The 19,355-nt window shown below is 71.2% G+C and carries 21 protein-coding genes and 1 tRNA gene; 1 reads left to right on the top strand and 21 read right to left on the bottom strand.

The window, feature by feature from the left end; genetic code table 11:
* Positions 1–143: 143 nt before the first annotated feature.
* The 8 genes from IH25_RS0116710 to IH25_RS0116675 all read right to left on the bottom strand — a co-directional run bounded on the left by IH25_RS0116710 (position 144) and on the right by IH25_RS0116675 (position 10,931).
* Positions 144–1,274 (bottom strand): LCP family protein, encoded by a 1,131-nt coding sequence (locus IH25_RS0116710; protein ID WP_030610068.1) that lies wholly within the window; start codon positions 1,272–1,274, stop codon positions 144–146.
* A gap of 336 nt (positions 1,275–1,610) precedes the next feature.
* Entirely contained in the window at positions 1,611–3,635 is a 2,025-nt protein-coding gene (gene rho, locus IH25_RS0116705) for a transcription termination factor Rho (protein ID WP_030610065.1), read from the bottom strand.
* Between the two features lie 421 nt (positions 3,636–4,056).
* Complete coding sequence (gene thrB / locus IH25_RS0116700; RefSeq protein ID WP_030610062.1) at positions 4,057–4,974, bottom strand: homoserine kinase; 918 nt, start codon at positions 4,972–4,974, stop codon at positions 4,057–4,059.
* Between the two features lie 274 nt (positions 4,975–5,248).
* Positions 5,249–6,307 (bottom strand): threonine synthase, encoded by a 1,059-nt coding sequence (thrC, locus tag IH25_RS0116695; RefSeq protein ID WP_030610059.1) that lies wholly within the window; start codon positions 6,305–6,307, stop codon positions 5,249–5,251.
* A gap of 6 nt (positions 6,308–6,313) precedes the next feature.
* Positions 6,314–7,603 (bottom strand): homoserine dehydrogenase, encoded by a 1,290-nt coding sequence (locus IH25_RS0116690; protein WP_030610056.1) that lies wholly within the window; start codon positions 7,601–7,603, stop codon positions 6,314–6,316.
* Positions 7,604–7,768: 165 nt separating this feature from the next.
* On the bottom strand, positions 7,769–9,160 hold the full coding sequence (lysA, locus tag IH25_RS0116685) for a diaminopimelate decarboxylase (RefSeq protein WP_030610053.1): 1,392 nt from the start codon (positions 9,158–9,160) through the stop codon (positions 7,769–7,771).
* A gap of 53 nt (positions 9,161–9,213) precedes the next feature.
* Positions 9,214–10,194 (bottom strand): ArgS-related anticodon-binding protein NrtL, encoded by a 981-nt coding sequence (gene nrtL, locus IH25_RS0116680; protein WP_030610050.1) that lies wholly within the window; start codon positions 10,192–10,194, stop codon positions 9,214–9,216.
* 140 nt (positions 10,195–10,334) lie between these two features.
* Positions 10,335–10,931, bottom strand: coding sequence for a response regulator (locus IH25_RS0116675; protein WP_078844276.1), 597 nt, complete (start codon positions 10,929–10,931; stop codon positions 10,335–10,337).
* A 112-nt stretch (positions 10,932–11,043) separates the two neighbouring features.
* On the opposite strand from IH25_RS0116675, the gene IH25_RS0116670 reads away from it, so the two are divergent.
* Positions 11,044–11,115, top strand: a tRNA-Arg gene (locus IH25_RS0116670).
* Positions 11,116–11,333: 218 nt separating this feature from the next.
* Here the strand turns inward: IH25_RS0116670 and IH25_RS0116665 are convergent.
* The 13 genes from IH25_RS0116665 to IH25_RS0116610 all read right to left on the bottom strand — a co-directional run bounded on the left by IH25_RS0116665 (position 11,334) and on the right by IH25_RS0116610 (position 19,260).
* Complete coding sequence (locus tag IH25_RS0116665) at positions 11,334–12,707, bottom strand: tyrosine-type recombinase/integrase (RefSeq protein ID WP_030610044.1); 1,374 nt, start codon at positions 12,705–12,707, stop codon at positions 11,334–11,336.
* The gene (locus IH25_RS39485) at positions 12,704–12,877 is read right to left on the bottom strand and encodes a helix-turn-helix transcriptional regulator (protein WP_078844280.1); all 174 of its coding nucleotides are present in this window, start codon (positions 12,875–12,877) and stop codon (positions 12,704–12,706) included. The genes IH25_RS0116665 and IH25_RS39485 overlap by 4 nt, the downstream gene beginning before the upstream one ends.
* A gap of 11 nt (positions 12,878–12,888) precedes the next feature.
* A complete protein-coding gene (repSA, locus tag IH25_RS0116660) occupies positions 12,889–14,262 on the bottom strand; it encodes a replication initiator protein RepSA (RefSeq protein ID WP_030610040.1) in 1,374 nt (457 codons plus the stop codon).
* Positions 14,259–15,314 carry a DNA cytosine methyltransferase gene (locus IH25_RS0116655; protein ID WP_037655057.1) on the bottom strand — a complete coding sequence of 352 codons (1,056 nt, stop codon included), beginning with the start codon at positions 15,312–15,314 and terminating at the stop codon, positions 14,259–14,261. The genes repSA and IH25_RS0116655 overlap by 4 nt, the downstream gene beginning before the upstream one ends.
* Positions 15,315–15,319: 5 nt before the next feature.
* Entirely contained in the window at positions 15,320–15,499 is a 180-nt protein-coding gene (locus IH25_RS0116650; RefSeq protein ID WP_030610034.1) for a hypothetical protein, read from the bottom strand.
* 91 nt (positions 15,500–15,590) lie between these two features.
* Positions 15,591–15,908, bottom strand: coding sequence for a hypothetical protein (locus IH25_RS0116645; protein WP_030610031.1), 318 nt, complete (start codon positions 15,906–15,908; stop codon positions 15,591–15,593).
* A gap of 23 nt (positions 15,909–15,931) precedes the next feature.
* Entirely contained in the window at positions 15,932–16,087 is a 156-nt protein-coding gene (locus tag IH25_RS40690; RefSeq protein ID WP_103838579.1) for a hypothetical protein, read from the bottom strand.
* Between the two features lie 10 nt (positions 16,088–16,097).
* On the bottom strand, positions 16,098–16,289 hold the full coding sequence (locus IH25_RS0116635) for a mobile element transfer protein (protein WP_030610028.1): 192 nt from the start codon (positions 16,287–16,289) through the stop codon (positions 16,098–16,100).
* An 18-nt stretch (positions 16,290–16,307) separates the two neighbouring features.
* Complete coding sequence (locus IH25_RS0116630) at positions 16,308–16,997, bottom strand: DUF2637 domain-containing protein (RefSeq protein ID WP_030610024.1); 690 nt, start codon at positions 16,995–16,997, stop codon at positions 16,308–16,310.
* Between the two features lie 76 nt (positions 16,998–17,073).
* Positions 17,074–17,259: a hypothetical protein gene (locus IH25_RS0116625; RefSeq protein WP_030610022.1), complete on the bottom strand. Its 186-nt coding sequence runs from the start codon at positions 17,257–17,259 to the stop codon at positions 17,074–17,076.
* 2 nt (positions 17,260–17,261) lie between these two features.
* Complete coding sequence (locus IH25_RS0116620; RefSeq protein WP_030610018.1) at positions 17,262–17,468, bottom strand: hypothetical protein; 207 nt, start codon at positions 17,466–17,468, stop codon at positions 17,262–17,264.
* A gap of 82 nt (positions 17,469–17,550) precedes the next feature.
* On the bottom strand, positions 17,551–18,906 hold the full coding sequence (locus tag IH25_RS0116615) for an FtsK/SpoIIIE domain-containing protein (protein WP_030610015.1): 1,356 nt from the start codon (positions 18,904–18,906) through the stop codon (positions 17,551–17,553).
* A 3-nt stretch (positions 18,907–18,909) separates the two neighbouring features.
* On the bottom strand, positions 18,910–19,260 hold the full coding sequence (locus IH25_RS0116610; RefSeq protein WP_030610000.1) for an SCO3933 family regulatory protein: 351 nt from the start codon (positions 19,258–19,260) through the stop codon (positions 18,910–18,912).
* Positions 19,261–19,355: the final 95 nt, after the last annotated feature.

Genomic DNA, 19,355 nt, shown 5'->3' with positions numbered 1-19,355 from the left:
ACCGGAGCCGACGTACCAGTCTGCCAGGACTGGTGCCATCCACCCAAACCGGGGGTGCGGTTGTTCTATTCCTGGGGGCGGGAGTACGGCTCCTGGGGATGGGGGGGTACGGCTCCTGGAGTGGGAGGTACGGCCCCGCGTCCCTACGAGGCGCTGACGACGCCCTTGGCCTCACCGGTGGCCGTGCCCTCCGTGGCCGCCTTCGGGATGTCCTGGTCGTTCCGCAGGGCCTGCCAGACCAGCTGGGCCTTGGCGGTGTCCAGCAGGACCCGGTTGGGGTTGGCCGGGTCGTACTGGACCGGCATCGTGACCATCTTCATGTGGGAGGAGCTGATGCCCTTCAGGCCGCCCGCGAAGTCGATCAGGGAGTTGACCGAGCCGAGGTCGGAGTCGGTCGTGACCGCCTTGGTGGCGGTGTCGGCGAGGTCGTAGAGCTTCTTGGGGTTGGTGAAGACGCCCACGTGCTTGACCTGGTCGATGAGGGCCTTGATGAACGCCTGCTGGAGCTGGATGCGGCCCAGGTCGGAGCCGTCGCCCACGCCGTGCCGGGTGCGGACCAGGCCGAGGGCCTGCTCGCCGTCGAGGGTGTGCGGGCCGGCCTCGAGGTCGAGGTGGCTCTGCTTGTCGTGGATGTCCTTGGTGGTGGTGATCCGCACACCGCCGAGGTCGTCGATGAGCTGCTGGAAGCCCTCGAAATCGACCTCCAGGTAGTGGTCCATGCGGATGCCGGTGATCGACTCGACGGTCTTGACCGCGCAGGCCGCGCCGCCGGTGGAGTACGCCTCGTTGAACATGACGGCGGTTGCGGCCGGGTGGGCGGTGCCCTTGGTGTCGGTGCACTCGGGGCGGTCGACCAGGGTGTCCCGGGGGATCGAGACCACGCTGGCCCGCTTGTGACCCTCGTACACGTGGACGATCATCGCGGTGTCGGAGCGGGCGCTGCCGTCGTCCGTGCCGCCGCCGAGCTTCTTGTTCGTGCCGGCGCGGGTGTCCGAGCCGAGGACCAGGATGTTCTCGGAGCCGTTGTCGATCTTCTCGGGCCGGTCGGTGCCGAGGGCCTGGTTCAGGTCGACGCTGCGCAGGTTGCCGTTGAGCTTGAAGTAGACGAACCCGGCGCCCGCGCCGCCCAGCACGACGACACCCGCCGCCGTCCAGGCCGTCGCGCGCAGGGCCTTGCGGCCGGTGCTGGGGGCCTTGCGGCGGCGCCCCTTGCCCCGGCGGCGGGGTCCGGACGGGCCCGGCTCGGTTATGCCGGGCGTGCTCTCGGCGGCCACATCGCTCCTAGGTCTCGGCGGTCGGGTACCCCCTGCGGTCAGGGTGGGGCGCGGTCGTCACCGCTCCATCGTCGCTCCGCCTGGTCAGACGGAGAAACTCGGGACAGGGTTGCACAACACACAGTGCCCGACCGGTACGGAAACGGACACGCTCCGTGGCCGGGCGGGCGGAGCGGACGGCGCTCACCTGCGGATACGGGGCCACCGGCGGTGCGCCGGGCGACCGGTGGCCGCGGGGAACGCTGTGGCAAAGATCTCGCGCCCGTAAAGCGCGGAGGAGCGGAAAGGGCCGCCTCCCCGGACGGGAGGCGGCCCTTTTCAGCGGTGTCCTGACGCTCAGTCGCCGTTGCCCGGCGTCGGCGTCGTCTTCTGGATCTGCATGAGGAACTCGACGTTCGACTTGGTCTGCTTCATCTTGTCGAGAAGCAGCTCGATCGCCTGCTGCTGGTCCAGCGCGTGCAGCACCCGGCGGAGCTTCCAGACGACGGCCAGCTCCTCGTTGCCGAGCAGGATCTCTTCCTTGCGGGTGCCGGACGCGTCCACGTCCACCGCCGGGAAGATGCGCTTGTCGGCGAGCTTACGGTCGAGCTTGAGCTCCATGTTGCCGGTGCCCTTGAACTCCTCGAAGATCACCTCGTCCATGCGGGACCCGGTGTCCACCAGGGCGGTGGCGAGGATGGTCAGCGAGCCGCCGTCCTCGATGTTGCGCGCGGCGCCGAAGAACCGCTTCGGCGGGTAGAGCGCGGTCGAGTCGACACCACCGGACAGGATGCGGCCGGAGGCCGGCGCCGCCAGGTTGTAGGCACGGCCCAGACGGGTGATGGAGTCGAGCAGCACGACCACGTCGTGACCCAGCTCCACCAGGCGCTTGGCGCGCTCGATGGCCAGCTCGGCGACCGTGGTGTGGTCCTCGGCCGGGCGGTCGAAGGTCGAGGAGATGACCTCGCCCTTGACCGACCGCTGCATGTCGGTGACCTCTTCCGGACGCTCGTCGACCAGGACGACCATCAGGTGGCACTCAGGGTTGTTGTGCGTGATCGCGTTGGCGACCGCCTGCATGATCATGGTCTTGCCGGTCTTCGGCGGGGCCACGATCAGACCGCGCTGGCCCTTGCCGATCGGCGAGACCAGGTCGATGATCCGGGTGGTGAGCACGCCCGGGTCGGTCTCCAGGCGGAGCCGGTCCTGCGGGTAGAGCGGGGTGAGCTTGTTGAACTCCGGGCGGCCGCGACCGTGTTCGGGCGCCATGCCGTTGACGGAGTCGAGGCGGACCAGCGCGTTGAACTTCTCGCGGCGCTCGCCCTCCTTCGGCTGGCGGACCGCGCCCGTGACGTGGTCGCCCTTGCGCAGGCCGTTCTTGCGGACCTGGGCGAGGGAGACGTAGACGTCGTTCGGGCCCGGCAGGTAGCCGGAGGTCCGGATGAAGGCGTAGTTGTCGAGGATGTCCAGGATGCCCGCGACCGGGATCAGGACGTCGTCGTCGGCGACCTGCGGCTCGACGATCTCGTCACGGCCACGGCGGCCACGGCGGTCGCGGTAGCGGCCGCGACGGCCACGGCGGCCGCCCTCGAAGTCGTCGTCGTCCTGCCGGCTGTCCTGCCGGCCGCCCTGCTGCTGGCCCTGCTGCTGACGCTGCTGGCCGCCCTGCTGCTCGTCGCCCTTGTTGCGGCGGTCGCGGTCACGGTCCCGGTCCCGGTCGCGGTCACGGCCGCGCTCGCGGCGGTCCCGGCGGCCACGGCCCTCGCCGTCACCGGCGTCGCCCTTGGCCTCGCCCTGCTGGGACTGGGGCGCGGGCGTCTCGGCCTTGGCCTCGGTACGGGCCTCGGCGGCGACGGTCTCGGCGCCGTTCTGGGCCGGGCTGCCCGCCTCGGCGGTGGCACGGCGGCGACGGCGCTCGGTGGGGGCGTCCTCCGCCCCGCGCTCGGCCGCGCCCGCGCGGCCGGTGTCCCCGGCCGGCTGGCCCGGGATCTCGATCTGCTGCTGGGCCGGGGCCTTCTCGGCAGGGGCCTCGGCGGCCTTGGCCGCCTTCTTCTCGGCGGCCTCCTCGCCGGTGCGCGCGCGGGAGGTGGCCCGGCGCTTCGGCTTGGTCTCGGTGGCGGCGTCGGCCTTGGCGGCGGGGGCTCCCCCGGCGGCCTGCGCCTCCTTGATGACCTCGATCAGCTGGCTCTTGCGCATCCGCGCGGTGCCCCTGATCCCGAGGCCCGAGGCGACCTGCTGCAGCTCGGCCAGCACCATGCCCTCGAGGCCGGTACCGCGGCGCCGCCGGGAGCCGGCACCGGTGGCAGGCGCGGAGGCGTCCGTGGCGGGCGCGGCAGCGGTCTCCTCGACACGTGCGCCCATCAGATCGGTGGTGTCGCTCACGAAGGGTCCTTCCCTGGAGCGGACGTCGGCCTGTCTGGCTCGGCGACCGGTTGTGCTGTCCGGCTACGGTCCTGTCTTCTGTGAACCGTGCCGGGGCGGTGGTCCGCCAAAGCGGCGGAAGAAATGTGCGGTGATGGCGCTTCCGCGAGCCGTGGCACCCAGTGTCACGTGGCGTGGTAGCACCGATTCCGAAGCTCCCCCAGAGGGGGTACCCCTACCGGCGGCCCGCTCAGTGTCCGCATACGTCGTAGTGCCCAGGTACGGCGCACGGAACACGGAGTGGCCCGGGAGGCTCCCGGAAGAATGTCTGTCCCGGACGGGGACACAAGGCACCTCGCCATGGTGGGGTCGGGTGCAGACTTGAGATTAACACTACCGGATCCAACAAACATTCCCCCTCTCCAAATCCGGCAACCGTGTGTCAGGTCGCAAGCGGCAGCACACTCGCTCCCTGGACATCCAGGTCCAGCCGGTTGGCGGCCCAGCCCTCGCCCGCGAGGTGGGAGACCTTGTCGGCGCTGTCGGCGTCGGCGAGAGCCATGACGGTGGGCCCGGCGCCCGAGATGACGGCCGGGATGCCGTCGGCGCGCAGCCGCTCCACGAGCGCGGCGCTGTCGGGCATGGCCGGCGCCCGGTACTCCTGGTGGAGGCGGTCCTCGGTGGCGGGCAGCAGCAGCTCGGGGCGCCTGGTGAGGGCCTCGACCAGCAGGGCGGCGCGGCCCGCGTTGGCGGCGGCGTCCACGTGCGGCACGGTGCGCGGGAGCAGGCCGCGGGCGGTCTCGGTCAGTACCGGCTTTCCGGGCACGAAAACCACCGGAACGATGGAATCGTGCGGCTCCATCCTGATGGCGCGGGCATTGCCGGCCTCCATCCAGGACAGGGTGAAGCCGCCGAGCAGACACGCGGCCACGTTGTCCGGGTGGCCCTCGATCTCGGTGGCCAGTTCCAGCAGCGCGGCGTCGTCCAGGCGGGCCTCGCCGCCTATGGTCACGGCACGGGCGGCCACGATGCCGGCGCAGATGGCGGCGGAGGAGGAGCCGAGGCCCCGGCCGTGCGGGATGCGGTTGGCGCAGACGATCTCCAGCCCGCGGGGCTGGCCGCCCAGCAGGTCGAAGGCGGTCCGCAGGGAGCGGACGAGGAGGTGGCTCTCGTCCCGCGGCAGGGTCTCGCCGCCCTCACCCGCGATGTCGATGTGCAGCCCGGAGTCGGCGACCCTGACGACCACGTCGTCGTAGAGCCCCAGCGCGAGGCCGAGGGCGTCGAAGCCCGGGCCGAGGTTGGCGCTGGTGGCGGGAACGCGCACCCGGACGGCGGCGGCGCGGAACGCTGGACCGGCCATCGCTCGAAGACTCTCCTTGAGCTGCGTTTGCGGCCGAATGACGCTCGATGGATTCGATGGTCACTCGGGTGGACTGCCGATGACTGACGTACGAAGACCCGACGGGCCGCGGAGACGGCGCGGCGCCTGCCATACGCGAGGGCATATGCGGTAGGCGGGTTCGCTACAGCCTATCGAAGGAAGGTTCTGTGGCGACATAGGGCGCACAGGAGGCGCACGATGCGTGTCGTAAGCCCCCTGTGCACCTTGTCAGGGAATCCCCGGCCGGGGGCGCTCAGGCGAGGCCGAGGCGCTCGGCCGCGGTGGCGGCGTCGACCGGGACGGTGACCGGCTGCGGCGCGCCGGCGACGGCCCAGTCCGGGTCCTTCAGGCCGTTGCCGGTGACCGTGCACACGATGCGCTGGCCCGGGTCGACCTTGCCCTGTTCGGCGGCCTTGAGCAGGCCGGCCACCGAGGCGGCGGAGGCGGGCTCCACGAAGACGCCCTCCTGCGCGGCCAACAGGCGGTAGGCGCGCAGGATCTCACGGTCCGTCACCTCGTCGATGGCGCCGCCGGACTCGTCCCGGGCGGCCAGCGCGTGGTGCCAGGAGGCGGGGTTGCCGATGCGGATGGCGGTGGCGATGGTCGACGGGTCCTTGACGACCTCGCCGCGCACGATCGGGGCGCTGCCGGAGGCCTGGAAGCCCCACATCCGGGGGGTGCGGGTGGAGACGCCGTCGGCGGCGTACTCCTTGTACCCCTTCCAGTAGGCGGTGATGTTGCCCGCGTTGCCGACCGGGAGGACGTGGAGGTCGGGCGCGTCGCCGAGCATGTCCACGATCTCGAAAGCGGCGGTCTTCTGGCCCTCGATCCGCACCGGGTTGACCGAATTGACCAGCGCCACGGGGTAGTTCTCGCTGAGCGCGCGGGCAAGGGTGAGACAGTCGTCGAAGTTGCCGTCGACCTGGAGGATCTTCGCGCCGTGCACGAGGGCCTGGCCCATCTTGCCGAGGGCGATCTTGCCCTGCGGCACCAGGACGGCCGAGACCATGCCGGCCCGCACCGCGTACGCCGCGGCGGAGGCGGAGGTGTTGCCGGTGGAGGCGCAGATGACGGCCTTCGCCCCCTCCTCCTTGGCCTTGCTGATCGCCATGGTCATGCCGCGGTCCTTGAAGGACCCGGTGGGGTTGGCCCCCTCCACCTTCAGGTGGACCTCACAGCCCGTGCGCTCGGAGAGCACCTGCGCGGGCACGAGGGGCGTGCCGCCCTCACGGAGCGTCACGACCGGCGTGGTGTCGGAGACGGGCAGCCGGTCCCGGTACTCCTCGATGATTCCGCGCCACTGGTGGGTCATTGCTGGTTACTCTCCTTCAACCCGCATGATGCTGGCGACACCCCGCACGGTGTCGAGCTTGCGCAACGCCTCGACGGTCCCGGACAGGGAGGCGTCAAAGGCCCGGTGGGTGACGACGACGAGGGAGGCCTCGCCGTCCTTGCCCTGCTGCCGAACCGTGTCGATGGACACGCCGTGCTCGGCGAAAACGGTGGCGACCTGGGCGAGGACGCCCGGTTTGTCGGCCACGTCGAGGCTGATGTGGTACCGGGTGACGACGTCGCCCATCGGGGAGACGGTCAGGTCGGCGTAGGCCGACTCGCCGGGGCCGGTGGTGCCGCTGAGCCGGTTGCGGCAGACGGCGACGAGGTCGCCGAGGACGGCGGAGGCCGTGGGCGAGCCGCCGGCGCCGGGGCCGTAGAACATCAGCTGCCCGGCGGCGTCGCTCTCCACGAACACGGCGTTGTACGCGCCGCGCACGGAGGCGAGCGGGTGGCTGAGCGGGATCATGGCGGGGTGCACCCGCGCGGTGACCGACGTGCCGTCCTTGGAGCGCTCGCAGATGGCGAGCAGCTTGATGGTGCAGCCCATCTCCTTGGCGGAGCGGAAGTCGGCGGCGGTGACCTCGGTCATGCCCTCGCGGTAGACGTCGTCCAGGCGGACGCGCGTGTGGAAGGCGATACCGGCGAGGATGGCGGCCTTGGCGGCGGCGTCGAAGCCCTCGACGTCGGCGGTCGGGTCGGCCTCGGCGTACCCCAGGGCGGTGGCCTCGTCCAGGGCCTCCTGGTAGCCGGCGCCGGTCGAGTCCATCTTGTCGAGGATGAAGTTGGTGGTGCCGTTGACGATGCCGAGCACCCGGTTGACCTTGTCGCCGGCGAGCGACTCGCGCAGCGGCCGGATCAGCGGGATGGCACCGGCGACGGCGGCCTCGTAGTAGAGGTCCTTGCCGTGCGCCTCCGCCGCCGCGTGCAGGGCGGCCCCGTCCTGGGCGAGCAGGGCCTTGTTGGCGGAGACGACGGAGGCGCCGTGCTCGAAGGCGGTCGTGATGAGCGTCCGGGCCGGCTCGATCCCGCCGATGACCTCGACCACGACGTCGATGTCCCCGCGTTTGACCAGGGCGGTGGCGTCGGTGGTGACGAGCGCGGGGTCGATGCCCTCGCGGGCCTTGCCGGTACGCCGTACGGCCACGCCGGCGAGCTCGACGGGGGCCCCGATCCGGGCGGCGAGGTCGTCGGCGTGCGTCGTCATGATGCGCGCCACCTCTGAGCCGACCACTCCACAGCCCAGCAGCGCCACCTTCAGCGGACGCGTACGCATCATCCGACCTCGTTTCCTCATACCGTCTACGGTTGAACCAGTCTCACTCACCGGACGGGAGTTTCTACCCTTCGTCCGGATCGTGAGACATCTATTTCATTTGTACGGGGGTGGGAGACCGCAGATCTTGCGCTCTTCCGGCCCCCGTGGTTTCCGGGGCGGGGGTCACCCGACGTCGAGACGCAGGAGGTCCTCCTCCGTCTCGCGCCGGACGATCACCCGGGCCGCGCCGTTCCGTACGGCGACGACGGGCGGCCGCAGGACGTGGTTGTAGTTGCTGGCCATGGACCGGCAGTACGCGCCGGTGGCCGGCACGGCGACGAGGTCGCCCGGTGCCAGGTCGGCCGGCAGGAACGCGTCCCTGACCACGATGTCCCCGCTCTCGCAGTGCTTGCCGACGACCCGGGCGAGCATCGGCTCGGCGTCGGAGGCGCGGGAGACGAGCGCGACGCTGTACTCCGCGTCGTACAGCGCGGTGCGGATGTTGTCCGACATGCCGCCGTCGACGGAGACGTAGGTCCGCAGCCCGTCCAGCGGCTTGACCGTGCCGACCTCGTACAGGGTGAAGGCGGTGGGTCCCACGATGGCCCGCCCCGGCTCGACGGAGATGCGGGGGGTGCGCAGCCGGGCGGCCTCGCACTCGCGGGTGACGATCTCGGTGAGCGCCTTGGCGATCTCGTGCGGCTCGCGGGGGTCGTCGGCGCTGGTGTAGGCGATGCCGAGGCCGCCGCCGAGGTCGATCTCGGGCAGTTCGACGCCGTGCTCGTCGCGGATGTCCTTCAGCAGGCCGACGACCCGGTGGGCGGCGACCTCGAAGCCGGACATGTCGAAGATCTGCGACCCGATGTGCGAGTGGATCCCGATCAGCTCCAGACCGTCGAGCTGGAGCGCCCGCCGCACGGCCTCCGCCGCCTGCCCGCCGGCCAGCGGGATGCCGAACTTCTGGTCCTCGTGGGCGGTGGCGATGAACTCGTGGGTGTGCGCCTCGACGCCCACGGTGATCCGGATCTGGACCCTCTGCCGCTTGCCGAGGGACTGGGCGGTGTGCGCGACCCGCACGATCTCCTGGAAGGAGTCGAGCACGATCCGCCCGACACCGGCCTCGACGGCCCGGCGGATCTCCTCGACGGACTTGTTGTTGCCGTGGAAGGCGATGCGCTCGGCGGGCATCCCGGCGGACAGCGCGGTGGCCAGTTCGCCGCCGGAGCACACGTCCAGGTTCAGCCCCTCCTCGTCCAGCCACCGCACGACGGCCCGGGACAGGAACGCCTTGCCGGCGTAGAACACATCGGCGTCCGGACCGAACGCGGTGCGCCAGGCACGCGCGCGGGCGCGGAAGTCGTCCTCGTCCAGGATATAGGCGGGGGTGCCGAACTCCTCGGCGAGCCGGGTGACCGGGATCCCCGCGACGGCGACCACGCCGTCGTCGCCGCGCGTGACGGTCTGCGCCCACACCTTCCGGTCCAGGGTGTTGAGGTCGGCGGGCGGCGCGGGGTGGTGCCCCTCGGGCAGGACGTCGGCGTGGCGGGGCCCGGCGGGATGGGCGGAACGGCTCATGACGTGATTCTCAGACTCTCTGTCTCTCTCCGGGACGCATCTGCTCACGCGCCTCAGAGATGTTCGGGTGCGTCGATGCCGAGCAGGGACAGGCCGCCGGCCAGCACCGTCCCGGCTGCTTCGGCGAGGGCCAGCCGGGCGCGGTGGGCGGCCGAGGGTTTCTCCTCGCCGACGGGAAGCACGGAAGGCAGCAGGGGCAGCACGGCATCGGCGACGGTGACGAGATGCCGGGCGAGCCGGTCCGGGGCACGGTGGGTGGCGGCCGCGGCGAGGATGCGGGGGTGGTCGGCGAGGGGGGTGAGAAGGGGGGCACCGGCTGCGGTGCGCGGGGGGCCGGGCTCGGCGGCGAAGCCGAGGCGGGCGGCGTTGCGGCCGAGGGAGCGGACGCGGGCGTGGGCGTACCGCACCCGGAACAGCGGATTGCCCTCACGCTGCACCAGGTGGTCGGCGGTGATCCGGGGCCGGTCGTGCGGGGCGGGGTGGAGCAGGGCCCACCGAGCGGCGTCGGGCCCGAGCGGCGCGGGGTCCTCCGGTGCGGGCACGGGCCGCAGATTGACGGGCTCGCCGTGCTCCACGGTGGCCCGGCCGCCCTGGGTCCCCACGATGCGTACGACGGCGTCGGCGACGGTCTCGGCCCGCACCTCGTACGGCACCCGGAGCGCGACGACCTGCCCGGCGAGGGCGTCACCGTGTCCGTACCGGGCGCCCTTCTCCCGGATCTCCGCGACCAGCGCGGCCACGGGGTCGACCCGCTCGGCGAGCCGGATGTTGAGGAACCCCGGCCCGGTGACGACGACCTCCTCGATCCCGTCGGCCCCGACGAGATGTTCCCGCAGGATCCCGGCGACGTGCCGCGGGGGCTGCCCGGCGGCGGGCGCGAGCCGCAGCGCGACGGCGGTGGCGAAGTCCCCGCACCCCCCGGGCCCCGGCTCGGTCACCACGACCCGCTCGGGTACGGCCACGCTCAGTTCCCCGTCACCGACGGCACGGCACACCGCGTCCAACACGGTGCGGGACAGTTCGGCGGGGGTCACGGGACAAGCGTAGGGGAGGAGGGGGGTGGGTGGGCGAGCCGGTTATGCCTTCCACGGCGGCGGGGGCGGTCACCGGGGACCACCAGGCTTGGTGGCGCCATGACGACGCGGCTCGGGGGAACTGACGTGGCTGGACGTGGCTAGGGGTGGATGCCGTCATGGCTGGGCAGGCCGTCGATCTCGTCTGCGGCTTCCCCGGCCGCCTCCCGATCGACCGCCCCTCCATCACCGCCGGCACCAGTGGCGCTCTCGGCACCATCCGGCTCCGCTCCCGGATGCCCCTCTCCCCCGCCGGCCGCGCGAGTGGTCTTCCGCTCGATGAGGTCCATGACGATCCGGACCAGCTCGGCGGGTTCGAAGGGCTTGGCGAGGAAGGCGTCCACGCCGAGGTCGAGGCCCGCCTGGACCTCGAACTGCGTGCAGGCGCTGACGATGGCGACGGGCAGGTGGTGCGTACGGGGATCGGCGCGGAGGCGGGCGGCGGTGCGGATGCCGTCCAGGCGGGGCATGACGACGTCGAGCGTCACGACGTCGGGCCGCACCTCATGCACCACATCCAGACACTCGGCACCATCGGCCGCGGTCACGACCTCTAGCCCTTCCAGCTCGAGGTTGACCCTGATCAGCTGCCGGATGACCTTGTTGTCGTCCACAACAAGCACCCGGCCCGGAGCGCCTGGCACAACTCGAGAGTAGGTGCGGACCGGCCACCGCGTCCGGGTTTTCCCCACTTCCACCCCCTCCAGGGGACCCGCCCACCCCCGCGCCAGGAAGCGGGTTCCTGATCACCCCTCCAGACCTGCTAATGTTCTACCCGTCGCCGCGAGCGAGAAGCTCAGCGCCCGACACGCCCCCGTAGCTCAGGGGATAGAGCAACGGCCTCCGGAGCCGTGTGCGCAGGTTCGAATCCTGCCGGGGGCACCCTTTATGAGGTGCCCAAAGACCCCGTCACCAGCGGAAACGCTGAGGCCGGGGTCTTCGCGTATGTGCAGGCGTATGCAGCACTGAGCGGCCCTATGTCGGGGTCTGTGGACTATTCGTGGACAGGATCTTGGGGCATTGGCCCTGGTCAGCCCTGGAAACGGCGAAGGCCCCCGGACGGATCCAGGGGCCTGAAGCCTCGTACGGCGCGCGTGGGATCACTCGTACTCGCGCAACAGCTCTTCGATCTTGCGGTTGGCGATCTCCTGCCGACCGTCGATGCACTTCGCGTAGCGGCTCAGCAGGACCTCGACGCTGTTGCCTGCACGCTCGGCGACCTCGGTCGCGTCGACGCCGGAGTTGAGCCAGGTCGACAGCGCCGAGTGCCGCAGGTCGTACGGACGGGCGGCGAGCGGCGAGGCAACAACGGCCGGCGGAAGAGCCAGCGCGCGAGCCTCCTGCCACACGCGGTAGTACGTGGACGAGCCGACCACTCCCCCGCGCTCGTTCGTGAACAGCCGCCCGTCCTTGGCAGTTCCGAACGTGTCGAGGTGATCTCGGAGAATCGCCACGAGCTGCGGCGGGATCGGCACGGGCCGGACTTCTTCGACGGGCCGGTTCTTGAGTCCGCGATCGTCGTGCGTCTCACCAGAGTCGGTCCACCGCTTGCCGGCGCTGGGGCGGGTGCGATTCAGCAGAGCCGTTCCCCAGCCCGCTTCAGGCAGTTTCAGGTCTGCCTCTTTGAGGCCGACAGCCTCAGCTGGGCGAAGAGCGCCGTAGTACATGCAGGCGAAGAAGCCGACAAGTCGCCGGCCGCGCGCACGGCCATATCCGCCGACGTACGAGACCGCAGTCAGCAGAGCACGAGCCTGTTCGGGGTTCGCCACTACTCGGGGATCTACTTCCTTGACCACCTTCGGTTTCTTCCAGCGAACCGCAGTGATCGGATTCTCTTTGAACTCGCCGAGGTCCACCGCGTAGTGCATGGCATTGACCAGAGTGCGCCGCTTGCGCCGTACGGTTTCTGCCGCAGCCGCCGTTCCGTCGAGCTTGAGCTTCAGGGAGTCCAGGACGGCCCTGCCGACCGCTGCGTCAGCGAGGTCCGAGAGAGGGCGCGATGCCTTGGCCACCCAATGCAGGGTGTTCGCGATCTCGGTCGGCAACTCGCGACCGTCCGGGCCGGGAAGGACGAAAGCCCAGTTACGAAGCGCCTTCCTGAGGAGGTCATCGGCCGGCCGCCCAGGACGATCGTCGAGGAGCGCCACGGTGACAGCGGTCAACGACTCGTTGATCCCGTCGCGGGTGTTCGGCGCAGCGTGCGGCCATTTCATGGCGAGGTACTTCAAGGCGAAGGCATACCACGTCATCGTGGGGGCCTTTTCGACCATCGAGTCCGGCAGCCCGGTAGCCGCGTCGAACTCCTCGCCGTCGCGCGTTGCACGCAGGAGCTTGGAACGGTAATTGTCCGCGAGTCCCTTGGTGCGGAACTGTTCGGAGAACACGTTCCCGGAGACGATCCACCTCACGTCATAGGACGGCTTCTTGGTGTTCCTTTTCCGGACGCCCCAGACTTTCACGTCGAGTGACTTCACGCCGCTACCCTCTCTCGACTGTTCAGCCACGCCGTGAAGTCGCTGCGCCACACCCGCAGTTCACCATTGGGCAGCTTGAAAGCTCGCGGGGCCTGCCCCAATTCTCGCCAGCGGTAGAAGGTCCGGCGTGATACTCCTTTGAGTTCGGCGAGGATTTCCGGAACGGTCATCAGCTCGTCTTTCACGCCAGTTCTCCTTCCAAGGCTTCGCGTGCGGTTTCGCGGTTGAGTTCGATGTCCCGCCGGATGGTGGCGGCGAGGGCGGATTCGCCGGGGGTGTGGCCGTGGCCGGCGTACTGCCAGTCGGCGAGGACGAGGACGGTGTCCGGCTCGACGTGGTTCAGGCCGAGGGCGGCGCATTCCTGTGCGGCGCGGTAGTCGGCGCGTGTCTGGCGGAGGGAGCCGAGTGTGGTCGAGTAGCGGCGGGACTTGGTCGAGAAGTGTCCGCGGAAGCCGAGCATGTGCGCCCAGGCCCACAGGCGCCGGTCCGGGTACAGCTCATCGAGGTCTCGGCAGGCGGTGATCAGGCGGCGGGCGTGGTCGGGGACGCCGTGGCGGTCGAGTTCGGAGAGTTCGCCGATGCGGCGGTCGAGGGTGCCGGTGTTCTCGGCGGCCTTGGTGGCGTACTTGGCCACGTAGGAGGCGACTGCCTGTTCGGTGAGGTCGGAGCCGTCGCCGAACGCCTTGATGGGCCGTACGTCGAGCTGTCGGCCCCATTGGAAGGTGCGGGCGGGTTGCTCGCCGGCGGCGAGAACACTGACGCGGCTGTACGGGTGCGCGGCGGCGGCGCGGATGGCGTCGGTGAGCAGGTCGGTGGTGGCCCAGGACGGCGGGGCGGAGTCGGCTCCGTCGGGACCGTCGAGGCGGATCACGGCATGGAAGTGGACGGCTCCGCGCTTCTGGAACTCAGCGACCTTGCCGTAGGACAGTCGGCAGGTCTCAGCGAGTTCGCGCTGTGTCAGCCCGGCACGCTTGGCGATCTCGCGGCGGAGCCGGTTGATGGTGCGCATCCACAGCTCACCGGCGTGGTTGTTGAAGAGCACGGCGCCGGCGTAGTCGTACGTAGCCGGATCGAGTGCTGTACCGAGGGCGGGGTCGTCGGCGGGGTGGCGGGTGCCGCAGCGGCAGGCGCCACGGTCGGGCCGGTTGTGGACCGGGCCGAACGAGGGCGCGGTGAAGGTGGCGAACACCCGCGGGTGATCCCGGACAGTGTCAGGAATGTCCTTGTCCGGGTCGCCGGCGAGTCCGGCACGGATCAGGTGGTAGGTGTCACCGGCGTAGGTCCAGGCGCAGGCGGGGCAGCGGGAGGCCCGGCGGTTGCCGCAGGCGACACGGAGCCGTCCGCCCGGCTCGTTCTCAGTGCTGTAGCGGTGCAGGGTCTCCCCGGTGACCTTGTCCTTGTGGACGACCCAGCCGCGCAGGTGGATCGGATCGGCGCAGCCGCCGGTGCGCTTGATCTGGTCCTGCCAGCGGTCGAAGCCGGGGAGCCCGGCCACCCGGAGGAGGTCCCCCAGGGTGACCGGATCCAGGCCCGCGAAGGTCGCGGTGTCGCTCACGCAGCCACCTCCAGCGCGGCCGGGACGAGGGACCTCAGGAGCGCGGTGGCGAGCGGCGGGGGGACGGCGTTGCCGATCTGCTCGAACTGCTTGGTGCGCGAGCCGGCCCACGGGTAGGGGGCGGGGAAGCCCTGGAGGATGGCAGCCTCATGGACGGCGAGGCGGCGGATGGGGGTGCCCTCGGAGTCGATCCAGGACACGTCGTTCAGGGCCTTGCCGAACAGCAGCGTCGGGGCGGGCTGGTCGAGGCGGCGGCGGGTGGCGGCCGGGCGGTTGCCGACCTTGAGCAGCCAGGACCGGGCGCGGCCGGTGACCGCCCAGGACGGGCCGGTCGTGGGGAAGGTGCTGCCGCCGGTGGTGTGGTTCCCGCGAGTGACGACGAGAGCGGGCGGGCAGCCCAGGACATCGAGCATGGTCCGCCAGGGCGGGAGCCCGTCGCCGAAGAGGTCAGCAGGGGTGCCGCCGTCAGCGTGGGTGGGCTCCGGGAGCGTGGCGGGGCGGGTACGGGAGGCGACCAGGAAGGCGCGTCGGCGGGTCTGGGCAAGGCCGAAGTCAGCGGCGTTGAGGACGCCGGTCCACGTCGAGTAGCCAATGCCCGCCAGGAGGCGGGCGGTGTGCTCGAACAGCGGCAGCACTGCGGGGACTTCCTCCAGGGTGATCCAGTCGGGGCGCAGGTCGAGGGCGTAGCGCAGCGGCTCGACGACCAGCAGGGAGCGCGGGTCGACGCAGGCGGCACGGAGCACGGCGCGGGTGTCCCTCCCGCGGGCGAGGTCGTCAAGGGCCTGGTGGCACAGGGGCAGGTCGGTGTTCCCGGCGCGCAGGCCGGCGGCGCTGAAGGTCTGGCAGGGCGGGGAGCCGATCAGCCCCGTCACCTTCCCGCGGAGAGGAGCGGTGGGGTAGGCGGCGACGTCGGCGCGGATGGTGGTATGTCCGGCGGCGGCGCGCGTGGTGCAGACGGCAGGGTCGATCTCGATACCGATGTCGGTCAGGCCGAGGGCGCGCAGTCCCTCGGACCAGCCGCCGGGGCCGGCGAAGAGGTCAAGGACGGTCACTCGGGTCACCTCCCGACGCGGACGAGGGAGGCGCGGAGGGTGTGGCCAGTGCCCTTGCAGGTCGGGCAGTCGACGCGGAGGGTGACGCGGGTGCCGTCGGCGTGACGGGTGCCGGTGTCGATGGCGACGGAGGCGAAGCCGTCGCAGTCGCGGCAGATCGGCAGGTTCGGGCTGCTCTGGGGCATGATGGGCCGTGCCTTTCTGGTCCGTTGGATCGGGAAGGGGAGGCGCCCGGAGCGGCGGAAACTTGGCGGTTGAGGCCGCTCCGGGAGCCGGTCAGCGCCGCTTTGTCTCGGAGGCGAGCAGCGAGCGCAGGACGACGGCGACGACGGCGACCGAGGCGCCGGTGATGGCGACCGCCAGGAGCATGGAGACGAGGACGGCGCCGACGACCAGGACGACGGCGGTGCCGCCGCCGACGAGGGCGAGCACGGTGCCGGGGGTGAGCTGGACCACCGGACGGGACGGCGCCGGGGCCATGGGGGCGGCCGGCGGGGTCTGGACGCTGGGAAGGACGGCGGTCGGCTCGACGGAGGCCGGCGGGGTGACGTGCCCGGTCGGGGTGGGCATGGTCGGGATCTTCGGGCGGAGCATGTTGGGACTCCCTTCCGGGGGCGTTACTTGATCAGGCCATTGATGGCCGGGGCCAGGACGCTGTCAGCGAGGAGGAAGCCGCCGAGCAGGAGGACGGCGATGAGCCAGGCCGGCGGGCGGATGAGCTTGACGCCGAGGTAGCCGACGACGAGCAGCGCGAACCAGAGGGGAACCTGCACGGGGAGCCTCCTAGCGGACGCGGCAGCGGTGGGTGCGGGCGGCGAGCTGGGCGGCGGACTGGCTGGAGTAGTCGGCGGACCAGCCGCAGTCGTCGGAGGTGCACACGGCGGCGTGCTTGGTCTGGCCGTGGCGGTCGCGGTGGGTGCCGATCTGGACCGGACCGATCTGCATCACGGAGTGGAAGAAGTCGCGCATGGGCATGGCTGAACTCCTTGTCTGTCAGGCGAGTTGGGCGGCGATGGCGTCGGCCATGGGCGCGGGGACGCCGAGGCGGGCGCGGAGGGTGTCGGCGTCGATCGGGGAGCCGGTACGGGCTTCGTGGTCGGCGGCGACCTTGCGCGCGTGAGCGACCAGCGGAGCCGGGACCGCTACCTCGGGCGCGGGCGCGGGTGCGGGAGCCGAAGCGGGCGCGGGGGCCGGGTCGGCGGCAAGTAGCGCCGGGGTGTCGTCGGCAGCGGTGACCGGCTCCGGAGCGGACTCCGGTTCGGCGTCATGCTCGGGGGCCGGGTCGGTGGCCGGCGCAGGAGCCGCCGTTACCGGTGCCGGGTCGCTGGCCGAGTGGGCGAGCAGGGTGCCGCCGAGGAAAGCGAGCGCGGGCCATCCGGCGATGCCGAGGCGGAGCAGCGCGGGCGGGTTGGCCAGGTCGAGGAAGCCGGCGGTGGCGACGTTGGCGCCGAGCGAGGCGAACAGCGCGATCAGGAACCAGCACCAGGCCAGCCGGGACGGGCCGCTGTTGCGCAGACGACGCCAGGCGGCGACCAGCAACAGGTCAACCGAGATCGGGTAGGCCCACGCCTTCCAGCCAGACTGTCCGGCGGCGGCAGCCAGGTCGTGAAGGTGGGCGAAGGACAGAGCGCCGGCGATCACGGCCTGTACGAGGACGGCGTCCGGGCGGATCGAGCGGGTCATGTCGTCACCTCCCTTTGCGGGTTGGGCCAGGGGCGGGGCGGGGATCGAGGTCCGGCCGCCCCACCCCGGCAGGGGTTCAGTCGGTTGTGGCTTCGCCGGATCCCCAGCAGGTCAGGCACAGGCCGGTCTGCCGGTCGTCGGTGGCACGGCCCTTACGGGCGCCGACCCGGACGGTTTCGGTGATCTCACCGATGCCGTTGCAGTCAGGGCACTTCTTCGGCCGGGGCTTGCGGCGGGCGGCGGGCTTCTTCGCGGTCGGCACGGTCACCACCCCTCGCCGGGGTACTCGGGGCCCTCGTTCGGGTCGTAGCCGGGCGGGAAGGTGCCGGGCGGCGGCTCGGGCAGCGACGCCGCCAGGGACGGGCCCACGGTGTCGATGAAGTCCTGGTCAGCGCCGGTCCTGTCGGCGTACAGGGCCAGGTCGCCGAGCATCACCACGGTGCGGGTGAAGTCCTCGCAGTCGGGGCACATGGCAGGCGATCTCCCTTCTTCGGGCATGGCTCGGGTAGGGACCTGGCGCGATGCGGTCGCGCCAACCGTGGAGCGGGAGGGATCAGGCCGTAGCCGGGATGGACTCGACGGCCGGGGCGTCGAGCGGCGTCGGGATGGCGAGCGCCGGCCGGAAGGGGGCCAGGGCGGGCAGGTCCGGGGCCAGGGCGGCGTACCGGTTGCAGGTGTTCACGGCTTGGCGCAGGGAGGTGTGCGGGGCGCGGATGCGGGCCCAGCCGCCGGTCGAGTCGCCGGTGATAGCGACGCCGGGCATGTCGGTGGGGATCTGGATCGCGGCGAGGACGGCGTCCGGGGCGATGTCGCCGAAGGCCATGTTCGCGCTGGACTCGTCGTTGACGCGGTGGGCGGTGCGGCCGGTGAGCTGGGCGCGGAGCATGGTGATGCCCTTGCCGAGTTCGGAGCCGAAGCGCTGGCCGCAGATCTCCAGGTAGATGCCGGCGGCGCGGCCGAGCTGGGCGAGCCGGGCGAGCGCGGTGATGATCCGGTCCCGGCGCTTCTCTTCTTCTTTGGTGGCGAACAGGGCGAGTTCGGCGACTTCATCGACCAGGACCACGATGGGCACCGGGCGGAGGTCTTCTGGCAGGTCCCAGATGTCGGCGGCTATCTCGGCGTCCGGCACATCGGCGGTGATCCGCTGTTCGGCGCGGATGAGCTGGTAGACGTCCTCCATGTGGGACACCAGGGCCTCGAGGAGTTCGGCGGCTGAGTCCTGGTTGTCGGCCAGCGCGGAGAACCGGCGAGCCAGCGGGAACAGCTCCACACCCTGCTTGCAGTCGATCCCGACCAGGGCGACCCGCTGCGGGGCGAGTGCTGCCACGAGGTTGCGCTGATAGACGGACTTGCCGGACTCCGTGGCACCGAGCGTCAGCGCGTGCGGCACGGCTCGATAGTCGCGGTAGTGGACCGTGCCGTCTTCCCGGAGGGCGACCGGGACTCGCATCGGGCGGGTGTCGACCTTGGCCGGCATCTGCACCCGCTTGAGCACGTCGTAGCCGGTCATCCGCACTTCCACGACGCCGGAACGCAGTTCCCGCGAGGTCACGCCGTACATGGCGAACGAGTGCCGTAACCGGTCACACGAGGCTGCCACGTCGAAGGCGTCCTGACCGGGACGGAGCTTGAGCCGCAGCACCAGTCCGGTTCGGGTCGGTCGCAGACGCAGGATGCGCGGGGCGCGGGGACCGGGAACCGATCGGTTCGTGGCCCGAGCCAGGGTGAGGCGCCAGCGCGAGGGCGGGACCGTCAGCCCGCAGGCGTCCATGACGGACGCGTACCGGACCAGGACCCGCAGGCTCGCCAGGGCAACACCGAAGGTGAGCCAGTACCAGGCGGGGCGCCGCCACCGCAGGAGACCCGCAGCGGCGACGACCAGCACCAGGGCCACGGTCAGCCACGTCATGACTCAGGCCGCCTTCACGGAGGTGTCGACCAGCGAGGTGACCGCGACCGCGCGGAACGAGATCCCGTGCCGCTTCTGGCCGTTGAACTCGTTCTCCCACGGCCGCGCGATCAGGCCGGTCAGCCCGACCGGGGTGCCCATGGTGAGTTCACCGGTAATGCCCGACTCACCCACGGACACGGTGATGACCTCGGCGTTGCCGTTCATGACGAACAGCAGGTCCAGCGTCATCAGGAATTCGCCGGTCTGGGTGTCGACGGCGCGTGTCTGGGTCTTCCGGTCGGAGTACTTGGGCTGCGGGGGCTGGGCAACCATCAGGGTCGCGCCGTTCGTGTCGACGGGGATCTGACGCATCGTCTGTCTCCTGATTTTCGGGAGTCGGAACCGCCTTGTTCGGCAGTGAGATCAGGAGACCGCGAAAGGTGGTGGACACATCACGGTCCGTATGG

This window comes from Streptomyces achromogenes subsp. achromogenes (assembly GCF_000720835.1).
Taxonomy (GTDB): domain Bacteria; phylum Actinomycetota; class Actinomycetes; order Streptomycetales; family Streptomycetaceae; genus Streptomyces; species Streptomyces achromogenes.
This window is presented reverse-complemented; position numbering and strand designations above follow the sequence as displayed.

What these genes read in the sequence shown, in the direction of transcription:
- thrB (WP_030610062.1), bottom strand. Translation starts at nt 4,974, where the DNA reads ATGGCCGGTCCAGCGTTCCGCGCCGCCGCCGTCCGGGTGCGCGTTCCC.
- thrC (WP_030610059.1), bottom strand. Translation starts at nt 6,307, where the DNA reads ATGACCCACCAGTGGCGCGGAATCATCGAGGAGTACCGGGACCGGCTG.
- IH25_RS0116690 (WP_030610056.1), bottom strand. Translation starts at nt 7,603, where the DNA reads ATGCGTACGCGTCCGCTGAAGGTGGCGCTGCTGGGCTGTGGAGTGGTC.
- lysA (WP_030610053.1), bottom strand. Translation starts at nt 9,160, where the DNA reads ATGAGCCGTTCCGCCCATCCCGCCGGGCCCCGCCACGCCGACGTCCTG.
- IH25_RS39485 (WP_078844280.1), bottom strand. Translation starts at nt 12,877, where the DNA reads ATGACCGTTCCGGAAATCCTCGCCGAACTCAAAGGAGTATCACGCCGG.
- IH25_RS0116650 (WP_030610034.1), bottom strand. Translation starts at nt 15,499, where the DNA reads ATGCCCCAGAGCAGCCCGAACCTGCCGATCTGCCGCGACTGCGACGGC.
- IH25_RS0116645 (WP_030610031.1), bottom strand. Translation starts at nt 15,908, where the DNA reads ATGCTCCGCCCGAAGATCCCGACCATGCCCACCCCGACCGGGCACGTC.
- IH25_RS0116635 (WP_030610028.1), bottom strand. Translation starts at nt 16,289, where the DNA reads ATGCCCATGCGCGACTTCTTCCACTCCGTGATGCAGATCGGTCCGGTC.
- IH25_RS0116630 (WP_030610024.1), bottom strand. Translation starts at nt 16,997, where the DNA reads ATGACCCGCTCGATCCGCCCGGACGCCGTCCTCGTACAGGCCGTGATC.
- IH25_RS0116620 (WP_030610018.1), bottom strand. Translation starts at nt 17,468, where the DNA reads ATGTGCCCCGACTGCGAGGACTTCACCCGCACCGTGGTGATGCTCGGC.
- IH25_RS0116615 (WP_030610015.1), bottom strand. Translation starts at nt 18,906, where the DNA reads ATGACGTGGCTGACCGTGGCCCTGGTGCTGGTCGTCGCCGCTGCGGGT.
- IH25_RS0116610 (WP_030610000.1), bottom strand. Translation starts at nt 19,260, where the DNA reads ATGCGTCAGATCCCCGTCGACACGAACGGCGCGACCCTGATGGTTGCC.